This is a genomic window from Arthrobacter sp. C152, from assembly GCF_054890965.1.
Window position 1 is genome coordinate 22,765 of sequence record NZ_JBTZSU010000022.1, and the last position, 20,142, is coordinate 42,906.

The 20,142-nt window shown below is 68.5% G+C and carries 19 protein-coding genes; 8 read left to right on the forward strand and 11 right to left on the reverse strand.

What is annotated here, in order from left to right:
• The first annotated feature begins 13 nt into the window (after positions 1–13).
• Positions 14–1,363: an alpha-hydroxy acid oxidase gene (locus ACYSM9_RS14740; RefSeq protein WP_461857697.1), complete on the forward strand. Its 1,350-nt coding sequence runs from the start codon at positions 14–16 to the stop codon at positions 1,361–1,363.
• 24 nt (positions 1,364–1,387) lie between these two features.
• On the opposite strand, the gene ACYSM9_RS14745 is transcribed toward ACYSM9_RS14740, so the two are convergent.
• Complete coding sequence (locus ACYSM9_RS14745; protein WP_461857698.1) at positions 1,388–1,978, reverse strand: ArsR/SmtB family transcription factor; 591 nt, start codon at positions 1,976–1,978, stop codon at positions 1,388–1,390.
• A gap of 150 nt (positions 1,979–2,128) precedes the next feature.
• Here ACYSM9_RS14745 and ACYSM9_RS14750 point away from each other — a divergent pair, with 150 nt between their 5' ends.
• A complete protein-coding gene (locus tag ACYSM9_RS14750; protein WP_461857699.1) occupies positions 2,129–2,647 on the forward strand; it encodes a hypothetical protein in 519 nt (172 codons plus the stop codon).
• Positions 2,648–2,674: 27 nt separating this feature from the next.
• Here ACYSM9_RS14750 and ACYSM9_RS14755 read toward each other — a convergent pair whose 3' ends face one another.
• Positions 2,675–3,886, reverse strand: coding sequence for an acetoin utilization protein AcuC (locus ACYSM9_RS14755; protein WP_461857700.1), 1,212 nt, complete (start codon positions 3,884–3,886; stop codon positions 2,675–2,677).
• A gap of 104 nt (positions 3,887–3,990) precedes the next feature.
• Between ACYSM9_RS14755 and ACYSM9_RS14760 the strand changes: the two genes are divergently transcribed.
• Both ACYSM9_RS14760 and ACYSM9_RS14765 read left to right on the forward strand, forming a co-directional pair.
• Positions 3,991–5,424 (forward strand): TrkH family potassium uptake protein, encoded by a 1,434-nt coding sequence (locus ACYSM9_RS14760; RefSeq protein ID WP_461857701.1) that lies wholly within the window; start codon positions 3,991–3,993, stop codon positions 5,422–5,424.
• Positions 5,417–6,103: a potassium channel family protein gene (locus ACYSM9_RS14765; RefSeq protein ID WP_043452434.1), complete on the forward strand. Its 687-nt coding sequence runs from the start codon at positions 5,417–5,419 to the stop codon at positions 6,101–6,103. The genes ACYSM9_RS14760 and ACYSM9_RS14765 overlap by 8 nt, the downstream gene beginning before the upstream one ends.
• A 54-nt stretch (positions 6,104–6,157) precedes the next feature.
• On the opposite strand, the gene proC is transcribed toward ACYSM9_RS14765, so the two are convergent.
• From proC to ACYSM9_RS14790, 5 genes are all read right to left on the reverse strand, one after another.
• Positions 6,158–6,991, reverse strand: a complete 834-nt coding sequence (gene proC, locus ACYSM9_RS14770) for a pyrroline-5-carboxylate reductase (protein ID WP_461857702.1) — start codon at positions 6,989–6,991, stop codon at positions 6,158–6,160.
• A gap of 221 nt (positions 6,992–7,212) precedes the next feature.
• Positions 7,213–8,202: a Ppx/GppA phosphatase family protein gene (locus ACYSM9_RS14775; protein WP_461857703.1), complete on the reverse strand. Its 990-nt coding sequence runs from the start codon at positions 8,200–8,202 to the stop codon at positions 7,213–7,215.
• 7 nt (positions 8,203–8,209) lie between these two features.
• On the reverse strand, positions 8,210–8,629 hold the full coding sequence (locus ACYSM9_RS14780; protein WP_461857704.1) for an SseB family protein: 420 nt from the start codon (positions 8,627–8,629) through the stop codon (positions 8,210–8,212).
• A gap of 45 nt (positions 8,630–8,674) precedes the next feature.
• Entirely contained in the window at positions 8,675–11,401 is a 2,727-nt protein-coding gene (topA, locus tag ACYSM9_RS14785; RefSeq protein ID WP_461857706.1) for a type I DNA topoisomerase, read from the reverse strand.
• A 124-nt stretch (positions 11,402–11,525) separates the two neighbouring features.
• Entirely contained in the window at positions 11,526–13,202 is a 1,677-nt protein-coding gene (locus tag ACYSM9_RS14790) for a DUF7059 domain-containing protein (protein ID WP_461857707.1), read from the reverse strand.
• Positions 13,203–13,246: 44 nt separating this feature from the next.
• Between ACYSM9_RS14790 and ACYSM9_RS14795 the strand changes: the two genes are divergently transcribed.
• Positions 13,247–13,705 (forward strand): DUF6023 family protein, encoded by a 459-nt coding sequence (locus ACYSM9_RS14795; protein WP_461857708.1) that lies wholly within the window; start codon positions 13,247–13,249, stop codon positions 13,703–13,705.
• A gap of 49 nt (positions 13,706–13,754) precedes the next feature.
• Positions 13,755–14,318: a hypothetical protein gene (locus ACYSM9_RS14800; RefSeq protein ID WP_461857709.1), complete on the forward strand. Its 564-nt coding sequence runs from the start codon at positions 13,755–13,757 to the stop codon at positions 14,316–14,318.
• 74 nt (positions 14,319–14,392) lie between these two features.
• Here ACYSM9_RS14800 and trhO read toward each other — a convergent pair whose 3' ends face one another.
• Positions 14,393–15,289 (reverse strand): oxygen-dependent tRNA uridine(34) hydroxylase TrhO, encoded by an 897-nt coding sequence (trhO, locus tag ACYSM9_RS14805; protein WP_461857710.1) that lies wholly within the window; start codon positions 15,287–15,289, stop codon positions 14,393–14,395.
• 148 nt (positions 15,290–15,437) lie between these two features.
• Between trhO and ACYSM9_RS14810 the strand changes: the two genes are divergently transcribed.
• Positions 15,438–16,130, forward strand: coding sequence for a GNAT family N-acetyltransferase (locus ACYSM9_RS14810; protein ID WP_461857711.1), 693 nt, complete (start codon positions 15,438–15,440; stop codon positions 16,128–16,130).
• Positions 16,131–16,196: 66 nt separating this feature from the next.
• Entirely contained in the window at positions 16,197–18,572 is a 2,376-nt protein-coding gene (locus ACYSM9_RS14815; protein ID WP_461857712.1) for a DEAD/DEAH box helicase, read from the forward strand.
• A 43-nt stretch (positions 18,573–18,615) separates the two neighbouring features.
• Here ACYSM9_RS14815 and ACYSM9_RS14820 read toward each other — a convergent pair whose 3' ends face one another.
• From ACYSM9_RS14820 to ACYSM9_RS14830, 3 genes are all read right to left on the reverse strand, one after another.
• Positions 18,616–19,032: an Rv3654c family TadE-like protein gene (locus tag ACYSM9_RS14820; RefSeq protein ID WP_461857713.1), complete on the reverse strand. Its 417-nt coding sequence runs from the start codon at positions 19,030–19,032 to the stop codon at positions 18,616–18,618.
• Positions 19,032–19,370, reverse strand: a complete 339-nt coding sequence (locus ACYSM9_RS14825) for a TadE family type IV pilus minor pilin (protein ID WP_461857714.1) — start codon at positions 19,368–19,370, stop codon at positions 19,032–19,034. The genes ACYSM9_RS14820 and ACYSM9_RS14825 overlap by 1 nt, the downstream gene beginning before the upstream one ends.
• Positions 19,371–19,606: 236 nt before the next feature.
• Positions 19,607–19,963 carry a DUF4244 domain-containing protein gene (locus ACYSM9_RS14830; protein WP_461857715.1) on the reverse strand — a complete coding sequence of 119 codons (357 nt, stop codon included), beginning with the start codon at positions 19,961–19,963 and terminating at the stop codon, positions 19,607–19,609.
• Positions 19,964–20,142: the final 179 nt, after the last annotated feature.

The following is a 20,142-nucleotide window of genomic DNA, read 5'->3' on the forward strand; positions in this document are numbered from 1 at the left end:
CACAGGAGGACGCATGACCCACACCATCCAACCCGGCAACCCCGAGGCGACCCCCGCGCCGGACACCACGGACATCCCCGCCGCTTCCGCACCTGCCGCGGCTCCGGCGTCGTCCGCCCAGCGTGGCGCCGTGCCTCCGGCACTCAGGCGCCGCGTCCCCAAGTACTCGGACCTGGCGCCGCTGATGCAGTTCAAGAAGCCGGAGTTCAGCAAGGAAGCGCGGCTGAAGCGGGCGAGCACCATCTGGGAGCTCCGGGACATCGCCAAGCGCCGCACCCCCAAGGCCCCCTTCGACTACACCGACGGCGCCGCGGAAGACGAGATCACCCTCCGCCGTGCGCGGCAGGCCTTCCTGGACATCGAGTTCCGGCCCGGCATCCTGCGCAACGTCTCCAGCATCGACCTGGGCACGGAGATCCTGGGCAGGCCCTCCCGGCTGCCCGTGGGCATCGCGCCCACCGGCTTCACCCGCATGATGCAGTCCGAGGGCGAATACGCCGGCTCGCAGGCCGCCGAAGCCGCCGGAATCCCCTACACGCTCTCCACGATGGGCACCGCGTCCATTGAGGACGTGGCCGCCGCCGCCCCGAACGGACGCAACTGGTTCCAGCTGTACCTCTGGACCGACCGCGACCGCTCCCTGGAACTGATCGAGCGCGCCGCCAAGGCCGGCAACGACACCCTCATGGTCACCGTGGACACCGCCGTGGCCGGCGCGCGCCTGCGCGACGTCCGAAACGGCATGACCATCCCACCAGCGCTGACCCTCAAGACCGTCCTCGACGCCTCCTACCGGCCCGCCTGGTGGTTCAACTTCCTTACGCACGAACCACTGACCTTCGCGTCGCTCTCCCGCTATACCGGGACGGTGGCCGACCTGATCAACTCGATGTTCGACCCCACCCTCACGTTCGAGGACCTCGACTGGCTGCGCGAAACCTGGAAGGGAAAGCTGGTAGTCAAGGGCATCCAGACCGTGGAGGACGCCCGCCGCGTGGTGGACCACGGCGCCGACGGCGTAATCCTGTCCAACCACGGCGGACGGCAGCTGGACCGGGCACCCATTCCGTTCCACCTGCTGCCCGAGGTCAAGCAGGCCTTCGCCGCGGACAACACGGACGCCGCGATCATGCTGGACACTGGCATCATGAGCGGCGCGGACATCGTGGCCGCCCTGGCCCTCGGCGCCGATTTCACGCTGATCGGCCGGGCCTACCTGTACGGGCTCATGGCCGGAGGCCGCGCCGGCGTGGACCGCACCCTGCAAATCCTGGAAAAGGACATGGCCCGCACCATGGCCCTGCTGGGTGTCAGCAAGGTTTCCGAGCTGGCCCCGGACCACGTGCGGCTGCTGGGGAAGTAGGCCGCTGCTGCCTGCGGCCAGCCTTTACTTCTTGCGTCCGAATTTCGGCAACGTGGGAAGGTTGGCCAGCAGGTCGGCTGCCTTGGTGGCCGCCCGGCCCACCGTGCGGCCGATCTGCTGGGGAACGCTGTCGTCGCTCAGCGGGGCGGAGGTTCCGCCGGGAATGACGACGGCGGGACTCAGCTCGGCCCCTTCGCGCACCAGCACGTCGGCGCGGGCTTCCTCGGGTGCCGGCTGGGTGGGTTCCACGACCCGCGGGGCCGGTGACCCGGCCGCGGCGGCGACGCCTTCCCGCAGGTGCGCGGGGACGCCCTGGTCCACCCCGGTGGGTGACGTGGCTGCTTTGGCGCCGGTGCCGACGTCGAACGTCTCGAGCCAGCTGGCGATGCCCTCAAGCGGCCCGCGGTTCAGCGCGTAGTAGCGTTTCTGCCCCTGCGCCCGCATGCTCACCAGCTGCGCTTCGCGCAGGACCTTCAGGTGCTTGGAAATGGTGGGCTGGCTCGCCGCCAGTTCCTCCACCAGTTCGCCCACGGCCTTGTCTCCGGAACGGAGGGACACCAGGATGTCGCGCCGGGTCGATTCCGCAATGACGGCAAATACGTCGTCTGTCACCATGCCTCCCACCCTAGCGACATATACGCCGAAAGGCATCAACTATTTCGCCCAGGCCGGAGCCGTTGCCGCGATTCTCCCGCGGTGCTACAACAGTCTCACCATTGCCGCGGACTGACCGGACAATGGCCCCCGTGAGGTGAAGGGTGGGTGATGATGGATTTCCTCCGGCAGCAGCTGTTCAACATCATCGCGCTTGTGTTTCTTGGCCTTTTCGTGGCGGTATGGGGCACCGTCCTGCTGCGCGTGGGGTTCTGGGTGCCCGACGGCAGAACCGCTGCCCCGCCCCTTAACGGAGCCCTGGTGACGGCTGCCGGTGTGCTGGCGACATCACTGAGTTCGCTGACGGCCTCTGCCCTGGGTTTCACCATTGCCGAGGTCCGCCGCGGCGAACCGGGCAGTGGGGACAGTGCCCCCGCGGGAGCCCCCGCAGGAGGACGTGGGCGCGGCAGCGCCACCATGGTCAGTCCTTCCGACGTCATGGCCAGTCTGTCCGGGCGTGTTGTCGCAGCCATCGTGGTGTACCTCGCGGTGGGCCTGCTGGTCCTGCTGCTGTGGCTCGTCAAGGGAACCGCCTCCACCGACCTGATCGGCGCCTTCGCCCTATCGCTGCTGGGCTGGCTTATCGGCGCTGCAGGTGTGGTGTTCCAGACGGAGAAGCCGTCCGGCTGATCTCCCGGGCCCGAAGAATCGGGGCCTTTAGTCGAACCAGGGATCCAGGCCGTGCAGCGGGAACACTGCCTTGCGGGTGGCCATGACGGTCCGGTCCACGGCATCGTTGGGATCGAAGCCGACTTCCCACGAGCGCCACCACAGCTCCACGTCGTCGCCCATCAGCCCCGGGGCAGCGGTGCCAAATTTCTCCTCGACATAGCCCCGCCAGTCCTCCGGGACGGGCGTCCGCAGCGGCACGGGCCGGCCGGCGGCGATCGCCACCAGGTGGCTCCAGGCCCGCGGGACCACGTCCAGGACGTTGTATCCGCCCCCGCCGGTGGCGATCCAGCGCCCGCCGCAATAGCGCTCAGCGAGGTTTCCGACGGCGCTGGCGGCCTCGCGCTGCCCGTCCACGCTGAGGTTCAGGTGCGTGAGGGGGTCGGTGCGGTGCGAATCGCAGCCGTGCTGGCTCACGATCACCCCGGGCTGGAAGGCCCCCACCAGCTGCGGCACCACGGCATGGAACGCCCGCAGCCAGCCGGCGTCCGCCGTTCCGGCGGGCAGGGCCACGTTGACCGCCGTGCCCTCCGCGCCGGCGCCCCCGAGTTCATTGGCGAACCCGGTCCCGGGAAACAGCGTGAGTCCGCTTTCGTGCAGTGACACGGTCAGGACGCGGGGGTCGTCCCAAAAGATGTTCTGCGTCCCGTCCCCGTGGTGCGCGTCGACGTCGATATAGGCCACTTTGCCCACGCCGCCGTCAAGCAGTGCCTGCACGGCGAGGGCGGCGTCGTTGTAGATGCAGAACCCGCTGGCCCGCTCACGGGAGGCGTGGTGCATGCCGCCGCCGAAGTTGACGGCGTGCAGGGCGGTGCCGTCCAGGACGCTGCGTGCCGCGAGCAGCGAACCGCCGGCGAGCCGCGCGGCGGCCTCATGCATGCCGGCGAACGCGGGGTCGTCCTCCGTTCCCAGGCCCCGGCCTTCGTCGGGGCGGGACGGGTCGGCGCTGACCTGGCGGACCGCCGCCACGTACCCGGCCGAGTGCACCGACTGCAGCTCGTCATCGGAGGCCACACCCGGTTCCCGCACCGCGACGTGCTCCAGGTCGAAGAGCCCCAGGCTCCGCGCCAGGCGGGCGGTCAGGTCCATCCGCTCCGGCGCCATGGGGTGGCCCGGGCCGAAGTTGTACGCGGTCATGGCCGGACTCCACGCGACCATCGTTGGCGGCGCGGGCTTGCTGAGACCGGGCAGGTATGTCATCAATCACAGGCTACCCGAGCGCGGGCCGCCGCCCGCCCGGCCATTACGCCGGCATTAGTGGTTTACTACTGGGGGAAGAAGTTTCGACCGAGGAATAGCCACACATGACGCAGAGCCAGTCGAGGCCCCGTACCCAGGCCACCTGGCACCCCCCGGCGCAGGAGCGGGAGGGCCTCTGGATCTTCACCCGGCTGCGCGACTTCATCGACGACATCGCCAACACCACCCCGGCCAGGCTGGCCCTGACGGCATTCGCCGCGGTGTGCGTGGTGTTCACCTTCCTGCTCTCGCTACCGGTCTCTTCCGCCGACGGAACAGCCACGCCCATCCACCAGGCCCTGTTCACGGCCGTCTCGGCCGTCTGCGTCACCGGGCTGACGGTGGTGTCGACGGCGATCCACTGGTCCTTCTTCGGCCAGCTGGTCATCCTGGTGGGCATCTTCATCGGCGGCCTCGGCACGCTGACCCTCGCCTCGCTGCTGGCGCTGATGGTGAGCAAGCGGCTGGGTGTGCGGGGCAAGATCATCGCGGCGGAGTCCATGAACAACGCCGGCCGGCTGGGCGAAGTGGGTACGCTGCTGCGGATCGTCATCAGCACGTCGGTGGTCATCGAAGGCATCCTGGCGCTGGTCCTGGTCCCGCGGTTCCTCACGCTCGGCGAGCCGTTCTGGCAGTCCGTGTGGCACGGCATCTTCTACTCCATTTCGTCGTTCAACAACGCCGGCTTCACTCCGCATTCGGACGGGATCGTGCCCTACGAGACGGACCTGTGGATCCTCGTTCCCCTGATGGTGGGCGTGTTCATGGGCAGCCTCGGGTTCCCGGTGGTCATGGTCCTGCAGCAGAACGGCCTGAACTATAGGAAATGGAACCTGCACACCAAGCTCACCATCCAGGTCTCGCTCATCCTCCTGATGGCCGGTGCCCTCCTGTGGGCGCTGATGGAATGGGACAACACCCGGACCATCGGTTCGATGAGCATTGGCGACAAGGTCACCCATGCGTTCTTCGCCTCGGTCATGACCCGGTCGGGCGGCTTCAACCTGGTGGACCAGAACCAGATGGAATCCACCACCATGCTGCTCACCGACGCCCTGATGTTTGCCGGCGGCGGGTCCGCCTCGACGGCCGGCGGCATCAAGGTGACCACCATCGCCGTCATGTTCCTGGCCATCATCGCCGAGGCGCGCGGCGACGCGGACGTGAAGGTCTACGGCAGGACCATTCCGCAGGGCAGCATGCGGGTGGCCATCTCGGTGATCGTGGCCGGCGCCACCCTGGTATCGGTGTGCGCGTTCCTGCTGCTGCACATCAGCGGGGAGTCATTGGACCGGGTGCTGTTCGAGACCATCTCCGCGTTCGCCACTGTTGGCCTGAGCACCAACCTCAGCGCGGAGATCGCGCCCGAAGGCGTCTACGTGCTCACGGCATTGATGTTCGCGGGCCGCGTGGGTACCGTAACCCTCGCCGCGGCCCTTGCCCTGCGCCAGCGCAGCCAGCTGTACCACTACCCCGAAGAGAGGCCGATCATTGGCTAGTTCCACCGACGCCCCGCGGCGCCCCGCCCACAACGCCCCCGTACTGGTGATTGGCCTGGGCCGCTTCGGGTCATCCACCGCCGAACAACTGGTCAAGCAGGGCAGGGAAGTGCTCGCCATCGAGCGCGACCGGAGCCTGGTCCAGAAGTGGGCGCCCCTCCTGACCCACGTCGTGGAGGCGGACGCCACCAATATCGATGCCCTGCGCCAGTTGGGGGCCCAGGAGTTCAGCTCCGCCGTCGTGGGCGTGGGCACCTCCATCGAGTCCTCGGTGCTGATCACCGTCAACCTGGTGGACCTGGGGATCGAACACCTGTGGGTGAAGGCCATCACCCCGTCGCACGGCAAGATCCTCACCCGCATCGGCGCCAACCACGTGATCTACCCTGAGGCCGATGCCGGTGTCCGGGCCGCGCACCTGGTGTCCGGGCGCATGCTTGACTTCATCGAGTTCGACGACGACTTCGCCATCGTGAAGATGTACCCGCCGCGCGAAACCGTGGGGTTCACACTGGATGAATCCAAGGTCCGGTCCAAGTACGGCGTGACGATCGTCGGGGTGAAGTCCCCGGGTGAGGACTTCACCTACGCGCGGCCGGAGACCAAGGTGTCCTCGCGCGACATGCTGATCGTCTCCGGCCACGTGGACCTGCTGGAACGGTTCGCCGCCCGGCCGTGAGGTTTCGACAGGCTCAACCACCGGGGGTTGAGCCTATGGAATCCCCTGGACAGGCTAACCCAGCTGCTTCGTGATCTCCGCTGCCCGGTCGGCTGCGGCCCGGGCGCCGGCGGCGATGATGGATGGGATGCCCTGCTCATCGAACGTGGCAATGGCCCGCTCCGTGGTGCCGTTGGGGCTGGTCACGGCCTTGCGCAGCGCCGAGGGGTCGGCGCCCGGCTCCGCCAGCATGAAGCCGGCGCCCGCCACGGTTTCGCGGGCCAGCAGCAGGGACAGTTCGCGGTCCAGTCCCAGCTCCTCCCCCGCCGCCGCCATCGCCTCGGCCAGGTAGAAGGCGTACGCTGGGCCGGAGCCGCTGATCGCGGACAAGGCATCCACCTGCTCCTCCGGCACCTCAACGACCGTTCCCGCACCCTGCAGGATGTCCTTGACGTTCTGCAGCTGTTCCGCGGTGCAGTGGGTCCCGGGGGACACGGACACGACGCCGCGGCCGAGCTTGGCGGGCGTGTTGGGCATGGTCCGGATCACGGGTTGGCCGGCGGGGAGCACGGCTTCGAGCTGCGCGATGGACACCGCAGCGGCCACGCTGACCACCACGGTTTCCGGCGCAAGTGCGGGGCCGATTTCGCGTGCGAGGTCGGCAATGCCAACCGGCTTGACGCCAAGAATCACGACGGCGGCCCCCTTGGTGGCCTGCCTGTTGTTGTCCGGCTCTTCCTCGCCGGCGATCGCGGTGATCCCGTGGTAGCGCTCGGCCAGTTCGGCGGCGCGCCCGGCCCGGCGGACCGTTGCGACGATGTCCGCCGGGTTGGTGCCGGCTTCCACCAGGCCACCAAGAATGGCTTCGTTCATGGACCCACAGCCAAGGAATGCGATTCGGTTGCTCATGCCTCCATCATTGCAGTTCCCCACCATTCACAGGCAACTCCCATGTTCACTGCAGGGAGCGCACAACTTGGGCTCCTACTGTAGTTAGTACCTCATTGAGGGTGCGAGTGATGCGGCAGGCATGGGGATGCCTGCCAGGGCACCGGGGCCGGCAACAGGTTTTCCCCCATTTTCCTGTTGCCGGCCCCGGTGCTTCCGCGTTTAAGGAGCTTGCAGTGTTCCTAGATTGCGGCTTCGACCGTCTTGGCAGGAGCCACGTGGGGCGCAGGTTCGAGCGGACCGGCAAACACCAGCTGGTCCAGGCGGCGCAGGATCAGGCCCTCGCGCAGCGCCCACGGGCAGATACGCAGCTTCTTGAACTTGAACATCTCCAGCGCGGCCTCCGCCACCAGGGCACCGGCGAGCAGCTGGTGCGCGCGCGCTTCTGAGACGCCAGGCAGGTGAAGGCGGTCCTCCGAGCTCATGGCCGAGATCCGCTGGGTCCAGATCCCCAGGTCCGAGGCGTGCAGTTCGCGTTTGACGTAAGGACCCTCGGCGCTGGGCGCGGCACCTGCAATCCGAGCAAGGGACCGGAACGTCTTGGACGTCCCCGCCACGACGTTGGCCCGGCCCAGTCCGTCGAACTCCCGGACCGCGGGCTTGAGCGTGGCCCGGATGTAGCGCCGGAGTTCCTTGACGCTCTTGGCCGACGGCGGGTCCTCGGCCAGCCAGTCCCGGGTGAGCCGGCTGGCGCCCAGCGGCACCGAGGTGGCCACCTCGGGGAGTTCGTCCTGGCCGAAAGCCATTTCGAAGGAGCCGCCGCCGATGTCCAGGTTGAGGATGGGCCCGGCGCCCCAGCCGTGCCAGCGGCGTACGGCGAAGAACGTCATGGAGGCTTCTTCGCTGCCGGTCAGCTCCTGCAGCGTCACCGTGGTTTCGTGTTTCACCCTGGCCAGGACCTCGGGCCCGTTCGCGGCCTCGCGGATGGCCGACGTACAGAAGGCCAGCAGGTCCTCGGCTTTGTGCCGGGCGGCAAATTCCCAGGCTTCCAGGACGAACTCGGTGAGCTCGTGCTGGCCCTCGTCGCTGATGCTGCCGTCCGGTTCCAGGTACTGCACCAGGGACAGGGGCCGCTTATGCGAGGCGAACGGCACCGGTTGGGCGCCGGGGTGTGCGTCCACGAGGAGCAAATGGACAGTGTTGGACCCGATATCGAGGACGCCTAGCCGCATGGTGCCATTATTCCTCGTCGGCGCGCTTGAAGTCGCGCCTGATGTTGGCCACGCCCTCCGGGTTGATTTCGAAACCGTAGGCCGCACCCGGGTTGATCACCAGGCCCAGTTCATCGCCGATGTTGGCGATGATGGCCGCGCCTTGGGTCCCCAGCACATTCGGGGCCGCCTCCAGGTACGGCTGGTCCACGCGGCTGGGGTGCGAGAAGACAGCCAGGACGGGGTCGCCGTCGGCGTTGGCCAGCACCAGGGGCTCCACCTGGGACTCTTCGGTCTCCACGGTGTCCGGGCTGATGATGTAGACCTCGCTGTTCAGGAAGGACAGGATGACGTCCACGGGACTGGCGTCGGGCTGTCCGCCGGTGGCGAGCTTCTCCTCAAGATCGTTGAGCGGGGTGGTGCTGTCAATTCCAGGCTGATCAGTCATAGGACTACCCGATCACGATCCTGAAGCGCATGCAAACCCCGGCAGTTACTTCTTCGCTGCCGCCTTCTTCTTGGCGGGCGCCTTGCGGGTGGCCGTCCGTTTGACGGGGCCCTTGGCCCGCTTCTCGGCCAGCAGTTCAACCGCCTGCTCACGCGTCAGTTCCTCCAGGGAGGTGGCGCGGGGAACGGTGATGTTGGTGATGCCGTCGGTGATGTAGGGGCCGAAGCGGCCTTCCTTCACCACGATGTTCTTCTCGGACACGGGGTCCGGCCCGAACTCGGCCAGCGGCGGCACCGCGGCGCGGGCGCCGCGCTGCTTCGGCTGGGAGTAGATCTCCAGGGCCTGTTCCAGGGTGATGGTGAAGATTTCCTCTTCGGATCCGATGGAGCGGGAGTCCGTTCCCTTCTTCAGGTAGGGGCCGAACCTGCCGTTCTGCACGGTGATGAGGTTGCCTTCAGCGTCCTCGCCCAGGGCGCGGGGCAGGCTCATCAGCTGGAGGGCCTCGTCCAGGGTCACCGACTCGACGGTCATGGACTTGAACAGGGACCCCGTGCGCGGCTTGGCCTTGACCGGTTTCTTCGGCGGCTTGGGCTTGCCGTTCTTGTAGTACTCCACCGGCTGGGCGGCAAGCTGTTCCTCGGTCATCTCGGGAATGACCTCGGTGACGTAGGCGCCGTAGCGGCCGTTCTTGGCCACCACCGTGTGCCCGGTGTGCGGGTCGGTGCCCAGGACGCGTTCCTCGGGGGCCGCCGTCTCCATCAGTTCAAGGGCCTTGGCCGCGGTGAGTTCATCCGGTGCCAGGTCCTCGGGGACGTTGGCGCGGGCCGATTCCACGATTTCGCCGGTCTTCGGGTCCACCATGGCGGCGGAGCTCTCCAGGTACGGCCCGAACTTGCCCACGCGCAGGGTGATCTCGTCGGTGATGGGAATGGAGTTGATTTCCCGGGCGTCGATCTCGCCCAGGTTGTTCACGATGCTCAGCAGGCCCGGATCCGAGTCCTCGCCAAAGTAGAAGTGCCGGAGCCAGGATGCACCCACGGCCTGGCCGTTGGCGATCTTGTCCAGGTCGCCTTCCATGTCTGCGGTGAACTCGTAGTCGACGTAGTCGGAGAAGTGCTGCTCCAGCAGCCGGATCACGGAGAAGGCGATCCAGCTCGGCACCAGCGCCGAACCCTGTTTCCGGACGTAGCCGCGGTCCTGGATGGTGGAGATGGTGGAGGCGTACGTGGACGGCCGCCCGATGCCCCGCTTTTCCAGTTCCGCGGTCAGGGACGCTTCGGTGTAGCGCGGCGGCGGCGAGGTCTCGTGCCCCACGGCGACGATGTCGGCGGCGGTCAGGGAATCGTCCTTGGCCACGTTCGGCAGCCGGCGTGCTTCGTCCGAATCCTCGTCGCCGCGGGTCTCGTCCTTGCCTTCCTCGTAGGCGGCCAGGAAGCCCGGGAACGTGATCACGGTGCCGGAGGCGCTGAACTCGGCGTCGCGACCGTCAGAGGCCACCGCGCCCAGGCGGATGGTCGCCGTCGAGCCCTTCGCGTCGCCCATCTGGGAGGCGACGGTGCGCTTCCAGATGAGTTCGTAGAGCCGGAACTCGTCGCCGGAGAGCTGCTTGGCCACCTGCGCCGGGGTGCGGAACGAGTCACCGGCGGGGCGGATGGCTTCGTGCGCTTCCTGGGCGTTGGCGGCCTTGTTGGAGTAGACCCTCGGGGACTGCGGAACGTATTCGGGGCCGTAGAGCTCTGACGCCTGCCGGCGCGCGGCCGTGATGGCTTCGTCGCTCAGCGCCGAGGAGTCGGTACGCATATAGGTGATGTAGCCGTTTTCATACAGCCGCTGCGCGATCTGCATGGTGCTCTTGGACGAGAAGCGGAGCTTCCGGCCGGCCTCCTGCTGCAGCGTGGACGTGGTGAACGGCGCTGCCGGGCGGCGGGTGTACGGCTTGGTGTCCACCGACCGGACACGGAAGTCCGCATCCTGCAGCCCGGCCGCCAGGGAGGTTGCCAGTTCCTCGTTGAGGTGGGCGACGTTCTTCGAGACAAGCTCGCCGTTGTCGTTGAAGTCGCGGCCCGTGGCCACCTTGGCGCCGTCGACGGCGGCCAGCTTGGCCTTGAACGAGCCGGAATCGGCGCCGAACTGGCCGGTCAGGTCCCAGTAGGAGGCGGCCTTGAAGGCCATGCGCTCCCGTTCGCGGTCCACCACCATGCGCGTCACCACGGACTGCACGCGGCCGGCAGACAGGCCGCGGGCCACCTTGCGCCACAGCACCGGGGAAATCTCGTAACCGTAGAGGCGGTCCAGGATGCGGCGGGTTTCCTGGGCATCCACCAGGGCGGAGTCGACGTCGCGCAGGTTGCCCATGGCGCGCTGGATCGCTTCCTTGGTGATCTCGCCGAACGTCATCCGGTACACCGGGACCTTGGGTTTGAGCACTTCGAGCAGGTGCCACGCGATGGCTTCGCCCTCGCGGTCCCCATCTGTTGCGAGGTAAAGTTCGTCGGCGTCCTTGAGCGCGGCCTTGAGCTCGGTCACCTTTTTCTTCTTGTCCGGGGACACCACGTAGTAGGGCTTGAAGTCGTGGTCGATGTCGACGGCGAACTTGCCAACGGAGGTCTTCTTCAGCTCGGCGGGAAGCTCGGACGGCTGCGGCAGGTCGCGGATGTGACCGATGGAAGCCTCTACGATGAAGCCCTCGCCCAGGTACTTGGCGATGGTCTTGCTCTTGGCCGGAGACTCCACAATCACGAGTTTCTTGCCGGTTTTGGCCTTGCTTGGCACGGTGCTCCTACAGAAAAAGATTGCTCGGGCAGATGCGCCCATGTTCGCCTAGTTCACCATATTTTGCAGAATTCTGCGCATCCATGTGGAAAACAAGGGGGGTTCCGGCGACGCCTTCCCGGCTTCATTCCCCGGCCGGAATCAGGAAGCCGTCGCGCACCAGGTTGGCCACGTCGGCCAGGAGCGCACGGCGGAAGGAACCGTCGTCGAACCCCTCGCTGCCGCCGGCTCCGCCGCCCAGCAGCGCCTCGAGCGCACCGGCGATCTGCCCGGCGGACAGGTCGCCGTCGCACGCCGAAACGAAGCCGGCAAGCCCGGTGCTGAGCAGGTTGGTGCGGCGCAGCCCGGAGCCCTGGCGCAGCAGGATGACGCCCGGGTGCTCGGCGCCCGGCCGCTGGTGGCGTTCCTCGGTGACGTCGTCCGCCACCAGCAGGTGCGCGTCCTCAAGGCGGTGCGCGGCCAGCCAGTCATGGCGTTCGACGGCGGCGCCCAGGTGGGGCCCGATGGGCTGCTCGATGGGGTACGTGATTTCCTCGAAGCGGCTGAGCGGAGGCTGCGCGGCAGCCCCCGGGCCGGGGACCGGACCGGAGGGAAGGGGACGGCGCAGCCACACCATGCCGAACCCGATCCCTTCCACGTTCCGGGACGCGAAATCGGCGAGGTAAGCGGCGTAGGCGTCCCGGTAGTGCTCCCGGTCCCGGGATTCGGAGGCGTCCTGCAGCCACGTTTCGGCGTACTGTTCGGGGCTGACCTGCTCGCGCTGGATGAACCAGGCGTCCACGCCCGGCCGCACCCACGACGCCGGTCGTTCCTGCCAGTGCGCCCCGGCGGGAATTTCCCAATTGCCGAGCATCTGGGCGGTGCCGCCCGGAGCCAGGATGCCGGGGAGGCCGGCCACGAGGGCGGAGACGATCCCGTCGCCGGGCATCCCGCCGTCCCGGTAGGTGAACTGGGCGGCCGAGTCCTCGCCCGCGCTCCGCGGGGTGATCACGAACGGCGGGTTGGAGACCACCAGCCCGAACTCCTCCCCGGCAACGGGCTCCAGCAGCGAGCCCAGGCGGAGGCTGATCCGGTCCCCGGGCCGCTCCGGGTCGACGGAGAGGGCCTCGGCGTTGAGCAGGATGTTGAATCGGGCGTAGGCCAGGGCCCGTTCGGAAATGTCGGTGGCAGTCACGTGCTCGCAGTGGTGCAGCAGGTGGAACGCCTGGATCCCGCAGCCGGTGCCCAGGTCCAGGGCGCGGGCGGTGTGCGGGCGGATGGTGGTTTGCACCAGCGTGGTGGAGGCCTGCCCGATGCCCAGGACGTGGTCGTGCCGCAGGACCCCTTCCTGCTGGTGGGCGGCGAGGTCGCTGGCCACCCAGAGCTCGGCGCCGCCGCTGCCGTCCTCATTGGCGTCCCAGCCGTAGGGCCGCAGGTCGGCCTTGGCCGTGAGCAGCGGCGTGCCGGGGACGGGCTGCACCAGCCCCAGCGCCAGGAGGCCGTCCGCGTGGAGCCCCGGCAGGGCGCCGTCGAGCGTTTCCCGTTCCTGCGGTTCGGCCAGGAGCCACAGGCGGACGACGGCGGCGAGCGGCGCTGCGCCGTCGTCCGCCTGGACGGCCCGCTCGGCGGCGAGCATCGCGGGGATGACCTGGTCACGGTTCAGCGCGGCGGAGGCGGCCGGGCCCAGGAGCCGGGCGACGCCGTCGAGCGTGTAGTCCAGCCGGCGCAGGTCCGCGGCGAGCGCGCTGAGCAGTTCCGGGAGGTCGCTGCGGGGAGCGTCGGGGGTGTTGCCGGCGGTGAACTCATACGGGGATCTAGGCACCGGTCAAGTTTAGTCCGGCCTGCCCGCGGGGGTACGGTGGAGCCATGCCTTCCCGCCTTGCCTTCCTTCCGCGCGCCCGCCGGAACCACGCCGTGGTTGCCGGCCTGCTGGGCCTTTCCGCCGTCTTTGCGGTGACGGGGTGCTCGCCAACGGCTTCGGTGGAGAACGCGGATGTTCCAAAGTGGCGGGCCACCGCGCTGCCCGAGGCGCCCGGCGTGGTGCTCCAGGACTCGGGAAAGATCCTCAACCGCGACCGCACCGTCCAGCAGGCGGCCAGCGTCCCGGCGGGCAGGTATACGCTCACGCTGGTGTGCGACGGCAGCGGCAAGGCCTTCTTCAACGTGTCGCTGGACGGCAAGGCGGTGGCCGAAGCCGGCGCGGCCTGCAACGGCAGCCGGGAGACCACCAGGATCACCCTGCCCGCGGCGGGCCGGGTGGAAATCAGCGGTGCCAGCGTGGACGCCCCGCTCCTCTACGCGTACCAGCTGGCACCGGCACAATAACTGCTTCCCGGCTCTGGCCCGCCGCGAGCCGGGGCCCTAGAGTCGGACTATGCCCAGTGTGCGGAGGGTTTCCGCGCCCCGTCCCGTGGGGACGCCGGGGGCGCCCGCGGCAGTGAAGCCAGCGGCCGCCGTCGTGCTGGGGTTTGTGCTTGCGGCGGGTGCGTTGGCGGGCTGTGAATACACGTACGACGACGGGCGTGCCGGCAGCGTGCGGGGCACGGCCACGGCGTCCCCGGCTCCCGCCTTCACCCGGGATCCGCTGCAGCAGGACCCCGTCGACGAGGCCGGGCTGGGCGAGTGGGTGGCGCGGACGTTTCCCGACGTCCCGCAGGCGGTGGTCCAGGCCGAGGCCGGGCTGCTGGCCACCGGGGAGGTCCGGACCCTTGCTTCCCCGGTCCTGGAAACCGGAACGTACATGCTGGCCCTCGCGTGCCGCAGCCAGCGGCGGGTCACCTTCACGGTGCGCACCGAGACGCTCACCGTGGTGGACCTGGCCCTGCGCTGCGGCGTCAACCGTGAGAACGTGATTTACCTGTCCACGGCCAGCGCCCTCTCATTCAGGCTGGAGGCCCGCAGCGGCGCGAATTACGCGCTGCGCCTGCGCCGCCTCTGAATGGTTGTGGCCGCACTGGTCCTTGCGACTGCGCTGGTCCTTGCAACTGCGCTCGTTCAGGCGGCTCCGCTGGGTCAGGCGGCTGCGCAGCCCCCGGGGCACCGCAGCGTCTCGGGGCTGGCAGCGCAGCCGGCGCAGTAGAGCGTCAGGGTGCGGCAGCTGGGGTTGGAGCAGTTCTCGAACTTGCTGGTGGGCGCGGAGCAGCGGGTGCACTGGCCAATGGTCTTCGCCTCGTCGCTGAATTCCAGGTGCATGCGCTTGTCGAACACGTACAGCGACCCCTCCCAGAGTCCCTGGTCCTTGAAGGCTTCGCCGTAGCGGACAATCCCGCCGTCCAGCTGGTACACCTCCTTGAAGCCGCGGTTCACCATCAGGCTGGACAGGACTTCGCAGCGGATGCCGCCGGTGCAATAGGTGACCACAGGTTTGTCCTTGAGGTCGTCGTATTTACCGGACTCCAGTTCCTTGATGAAGTCGTGGGTGGTGGCAACGTCGGGCACCACGGCGTCTTTGAACCGGCCGATCTGGGCTTCAAAGGCGTTCCGGCCGTCAAAGAACACCACGTCCTCGCCATCGCGCTTCTTGGCGTCCACGAGTTCGTGCAGTTCCCCGGGTTTGAGGTGCTTCCCGCCGCCGACGACGCCGTGTTCGTCCACCGTGAGTTCGCCGGGGGCACCGAAGGAGACGATCTCGTCCCGCACTTTGACGCTGAGCCTGGGAAAGTCCGCTGCGCCGCCGTCGGACCATTTGACGTCGATGTCACGGAACCCGCGGTATTCGCGGGTGGTCTTGACGTACTGCTTAACCGCGCCGATTTCCCCGCCCACGGTGGCGTTGATGCCGTCCTTGGAAATGAGGATGCGGCCGGTCAGGCCCAGCTTCTCGCAGAGGGCGCGCTGCCAGAGCCGCACGGCGTCCGGATCCGCGATGGGGGTAAAGCCGTAAAAGAGCACAATTCGGTTTAAAGCCACGTATTTAAGGGTACCGGCTGCTATGGGATGGCCGGCAGGCGGGGACTTCGGCCCGGATCCGCGGCCGCTCCCGTTGGGACGCATCACGATTGCATAAGCTCTCGTCCGCCCCCTGTTGCTGGCGATCGCGCTGGCATAGTCTCATGCCATGAGCCCGGAAACCATTGTTGAAGACATCACTGGCCTGCTTGAAGTCTGGGTTGCCGGCTGGGCCGGCTGCCGCGGATACCGGACCTCCACCGAGGGCCGCTTCCCCACTGCGCTCCGGGCCGATACGAGCGGTGAATGGGAAGTTTTTGCGTCCGAGCCCACGGATGCGGAGTTCGCCTTCCTGGCTGCCAGGACGGCTGAGTCGCCCGCCCGGGTGCTGACAATCCTGACCAACAACCCGGCCCGGTATGCGGCGCTGGCCAGCCAGCACGGGCTGAACGTGACCTCCGATTCCCAGACGATGATGATCGTTGACATGGAAACCCAGGACGCCGAGGATCCCTGGCTTTCGGACGATGACCTGCGCCTGTACACCTCGGAGCAGGACGGCGTGCATTACGCCGAGGTCCGCTCGGGCGACACCGTCGCCGCCGGCGGCCGGGTTTTCGTGGTGGGCGACACCGCGGTGTTCGACAAGATCATCACCCAGCCCGCTTTCCAGCGCAGGGGCCTGGGCAGTTTCATCATGCGTGCGCTGGCCGCGCAGGCCTTCGGGCACGACGTGCAGACCGGGCTGCTGCTGGCCTCCGCCGACGGGCAGAAGCTGTATTCGCACCTGGGTTGGACCACGATAGCCCGGGTCCTCATGCTCTCGGCCTCGCATGAAGGGGCGGACCTCTCGCTGAGCTGAGTCCGGCCGGTCCCGCTGTTTGAAACTGATGTCGGGGCGGCGGGTGCCGGGTGAAAGAATAGGGGGGTGAACCCCCATGACTCGCTGATTCCCCTCCTGGGCCGCGGCCCGGAGCCGGAACAGCTTCGTCATGTCCGCACCATTCCCGCCCGGGACGCCGTCCACGAACCCTGGCCGGGCTGGGTGCACCCCGACCTGGTGGACGCGTACGGGTCCCTTGGAATCCGTGAGCCGTACAGGCACCAGGTGGAAGCTGCCGACGCCGCCCACTCCGGCGGGCACGTGGTGATCGCCACCGGAACCGCGTCGGGCAAGTCCCTGGCCTACCAGCTGCCCGCGCTGGATGCGATCCACCGCTCCGAACTGCGTGTCCTCGCGGATCCGGGAAAGATCCACGGCGACGGCGCGGTGACGCTGTACCTCTCCCCCACCAAGGCGCTGGCCGCCGACCAGCTCAACGCCATCCGGGCCCTGAAGCTGCCCACGGTGCGCGCGGAAACCTACGACGGCGACACCGACCCCGCAGCCCGGCGGTGGATCCGGGACCACGCCAATTTCATCCTGGCCAACCCCGACATGCTGCATTTCGGCATTCTCCCCAACCATGCCTGGTGGGCCGGGTTCTTCCGCCGGCTGCGCTATGTGATCGTGGACGAAGCGCACAGCTACCGGGGCGTGTTCGGGTCGCACGTCGCCAACCTGATGCGCCGGCTGCGCCGCATCAGCGCCTACTACGGTGCGGGGCCCTCCTTTCCCGAGCCTGTGTTCATCGCGGCGTCCGCCACGGCGTCGGAGCCTGACGTCTCCTTCTCCCGCCTCATCGGCGCCCCGGTGAAGGCGGTGTCCGGGGACTGCTCGCCGCACGGCGCCACCACAGTCGCCTTCTGGGAGCCGGCGCTGACGGACATCAAGGGCGAGAACGGGGCCAGGGAGCGGCGGACGGCGGTGGCCGAAACCTCGGACCTGCTGGCCAACCTGGTGTCCGCCCAGGTCCGCACCATCGCCTTCATCAAGTCCCGGCGGGGTGCCGAAACCATCTCCTCCATCACCAAGCGGCTGCTTGACGAGGTGGATCCCAGCCTCCCGGAGCGGGTGGCAGCCTACCGTTCCGGATACCTGCCGGAGGAACGCAGGGAGGTGGAGAGAGCCCTGCGTTCGGGCCAACTCCTGGGGGTTTCCAGTACCTCTGCCCTGGAACTGGGAATCGACATTTCCGGGCTCGACGCGGTCCTGGTGGCCGGCTGGCCGGGAACACGGGCATCGCTGTTCCAACAGATCGGCCGGGCCGGGCGGGCCGGGCAGGACGCGATCGCGGCGTTCGTGGCCAGCGACGACCCGCTGGACACCTTCCTGGTCAACCATCCCGAGGCCATTTTCGATGTGTCGGTTGAGGCGACGGTCTTTGACCCCACCAATCCCTATGTGCTGGGCCCCCACCTCTGCGCGGCTGCGGCGGAATTGCCGCTCGGTCCGGCTGAACTCGGCCTGTTCGGCGGCACCGCCGAAATGCTCCTGGACCGGCTGGTGGCGCAGGGCTACCTGCGGCGGCGGCCCGCCGGCTGGTTCTGGACGCATCCGCAAAGCGCGGCGGGAATGGTCAACCTCCGGGGCGACGGCGGGGGCCCGGTCAGCATCGTCGACGCCGAAACCGGTTCGCTCCTGGGCACGATGGATTCACCGCAGACGCATTACCAGGCCCACACGGGAGCCGTCTACGTCCACCAGGGCGACACCTACGTGGTGGAGGACCTGAACGAGGACGACCACTGCGTCATGGTGCGCCGGGCAAATCCCGACTACTACACCACCGCGCGGGACGTAACCCAGATCGAGGTGCTGGACACCCAGCGAAGCATGCAGTGGGGTGACGTGACAGTCCACTTCGGGGACGTAAAGGTCACCACGCAGGTTGTCTCCTTCCAGCGCAAGGCCCTGATTTCGAACGAGGTCCTGGGCGAGGAACCGCTGGAACTCGGTGCCCGTGACCTGTTCACCAAGGCCGTGTGGTTCGTCGTGGACAACCGCCCGCTGACCGCGGCCGGCCTGGTCGAAGCCCAGTTCCCCGGCGCCCTGCACGCCGCGGAGCACGCCGCGATCGGGCTCCTGCCCCTGGTGGCTTCCAGCGACCGGTGGGACATCGGCGGAGTGTCCACCGCGCTGCATGCCGACACTGGAGTGCCCACCATCTTTGTGTATGACGGGCACCCCGGCGGGGCCGGCTTCGCTGAACGGGGCTTCGAGAAGGCCAAGGTCTGGCTGGCAGCCACCCGGGACGCCATCAAAGCCTGTGAATGCGAATCCGGCTGCCCGTCCTGTGTCCAGTCGCCCAAGTGCGGCAACAAGAACAACCCGCTCGACAAGGCCGCGGCCGTGACCCTGCTGGACGTCCTGCTCAGGGATGCCACCGAGTCATCCGCCGTACCGGTCGAAGCCCGACAGTGATTGCTCCGACGTCCGTCCGCCGGCATCCGGTACAGTCCCCCGGCTAGGGCGGCGGTCCGGCGCGGGCCTGGCCGGTTGCCGGCCCCAACACCGGCCGGTCGCCCAGCTCCGTTCGGACTTCCAAGGTTTGGCCGGGGCCTTCCGCGCAGCTGAGCAACGCCGCGGCATGCCGGGCCGCCACCTCGGCGGCCAAGGCGCACGGCTCCCCCGTGGTGACTCCCCGCAGCGCATCCGCTCCTGCCAGGGCTGCGAGGTCCGCGGCCGTCGCAGCCCGGCTGGCCAGGACGGCGGCCTGCGCCAGCAGCAGAGTGACGGCCACCGCTGCCAGCACCACCAAGCCAAGCCCGGCGGCAAGGATGGTGCCCGAGCCCCGCTCCGGGAGGTCCGTGGAGGTTTTGGGATTCCCGGTGCCGCGGCCCTGCCCGGCACGACGATGGCGCCGCCGTCTTGGCGTCCCCATCAGGACCCAACTCCGGTCCGACCACCAGGTGCGCTGCCCGGTGCCTCGCTGCGAGTCTCCGCCCGGGCCGTCAAGGTCCAGGGAATGGCGGATCCGAAGGGACCGGGAACCCGGTCCGTGACTGTGACCCGCAGCCACTCGCCGTCGGCGGCCACTGACGTGGACGCCGACGCGCCGGCAAGTGTCCGCACTGTTCCTTCGACGGCCGCCGGGCTGTCCCCGCGGGCCAGTGCCCTCGCCCCGGCGCGGGCTCCCTCTTCGATCCGGAGTTGGGTCATGCCTGCTGCGGCTGCCGCGAGGAGCATGGCCAGCAGGGCCACTACAGCGGGCAGGGCCACCGCGAATTCGGCTGTGACAGCTCCGCGGCTGGCTACCGCCCCGGGGCTGTCCGGCCGTCCGGCCGACGGTCCACGTCCACCGGCACCCGAGCTTTCCCCAGCACGGGTGCTTTCCCCGGCGCTTTCCCCGGTAACGGCGCATTCCCAAGCAATGGCGCTTTCCCCGCCGCCGGCGCTTCCCCCCGCACCGGCAACCGGGAGGGTACCGGACCGGCGCGGCACGGCCGGCTCACGGTTCACGGCAACGCCAGGGCGGTGCGGATCAGGTTCAGCAGGAATCCGCGCACCTCGTCGCTGCGGAGGATGAAGACCAGCAGCCCGGCGAAGCCAACGGCGGCCAGGGTGGCGATGGCGTACTCCGCAGTTGCCATCCCGGCTTCGGATGCCCGGAGCCTGATGCCCATCTCTGTGCGCGGCGGACGGCGGCCGGGATACAGCTCAACGACGTTGTCCGGCGCCTGGGCCGGCCGCTGCCCGGCGCCGCCGGCCCGGTACGGGGTGCCTCCCGCGTCCGGGATGCCGCCCGGGGGCGTGGCGATGGCGGCCGTACCGTTCGTTGCCACGCTGCTGGTGGTGTGGTTGCGGTGGTGCATGGTGCATTCCTTTCGTGGTGAACCGGTGGAGTTACCGGCAGTCCTGACTCTTCCCGGACCCGTCGGAGGGGGTAAGGGACCGGAACCGCTAAGTGGAAAAGGCGGTCACTTCCGCCGTTGTGGAGGAAGGGTCCGGACCGGCTGCCGGCCGCGGCCGCCAACTCCCGGCCGCAGGAGCG

What these genes read in the sequence shown, in the direction of transcription:
- ACYSM9_RS14740 (WP_461857697.1), top strand. Translation starts at nt 14, where the DNA reads ATGACCCACACCATCCAACCCGGCAACCCCGAGGCGACCCCCGCGCCG.
- ACYSM9_RS14745 (WP_461857698.1), bottom strand. Translation starts at nt 1,978, where the DNA reads ATGGTGACAGACGACGTATTTGCCGTCATTGCGGAATCGACCCGGCGC.
- ACYSM9_RS14750 (WP_461857699.1), top strand. Translation starts at nt 2,129, where the DNA reads ATGATGGATTTCCTCCGGCAGCAGCTGTTCAACATCATCGCGCTTGTG.
- ACYSM9_RS14755 (WP_461857700.1), bottom strand. Translation starts at nt 3,886, where the DNA reads ATGACATACCTGCCCGGTCTCAGCAAGCCCGCGCCGCCAACGATGGTC.
- ACYSM9_RS14760 (WP_461857701.1), top strand. Translation starts at nt 3,991, where the DNA reads ATGACGCAGAGCCAGTCGAGGCCCCGTACCCAGGCCACCTGGCACCCC.
- proC (WP_461857702.1), bottom strand. Translation starts at nt 6,991, where the DNA reads ATGAGCAACCGAATCGCATTCCTTGGCTGTGGGTCCATGAACGAAGCC.
- ACYSM9_RS14775 (WP_461857703.1), bottom strand. Translation starts at nt 8,202, where the DNA reads ATGCGGCTAGGCGTCCTCGATATCGGGTCCAACACTGTCCATTTGCTC.
- ACYSM9_RS14780 (WP_461857704.1), bottom strand. Translation starts at nt 8,629, where the DNA reads ATGACTGATCAGCCTGGAATTGACAGCACCACCCCGCTCAACGATCTT.
- ACYSM9_RS14795 (WP_461857708.1), top strand. Translation starts at nt 13,247, where the DNA reads ATGCCTTCCCGCCTTGCCTTCCTTCCGCGCGCCCGCCGGAACCACGCC.
- ACYSM9_RS14800 (WP_461857709.1), top strand. Translation starts at nt 13,755, where the DNA reads ATGCCCAGTGTGCGGAGGGTTTCCGCGCCCCGTCCCGTGGGGACGCCG.
- ACYSM9_RS14810 (WP_461857711.1), top strand. Translation starts at nt 15,438, where the DNA reads ATGAGCCCGGAAACCATTGTTGAAGACATCACTGGCCTGCTTGAAGTC.
- ACYSM9_RS14820 (WP_461857713.1), bottom strand. Translation starts at nt 19,032, where the DNA reads ATGGGGACGCCAAGACGGCGGCGCCATCGTCGTGCCGGGCAGGGCCGC.
- ACYSM9_RS14830 (WP_461857715.1), bottom strand. Translation starts at nt 19,963, where the DNA reads ATGCACCACCGCAACCACACCACCAGCAGCGTGGCAACGAACGGTACG.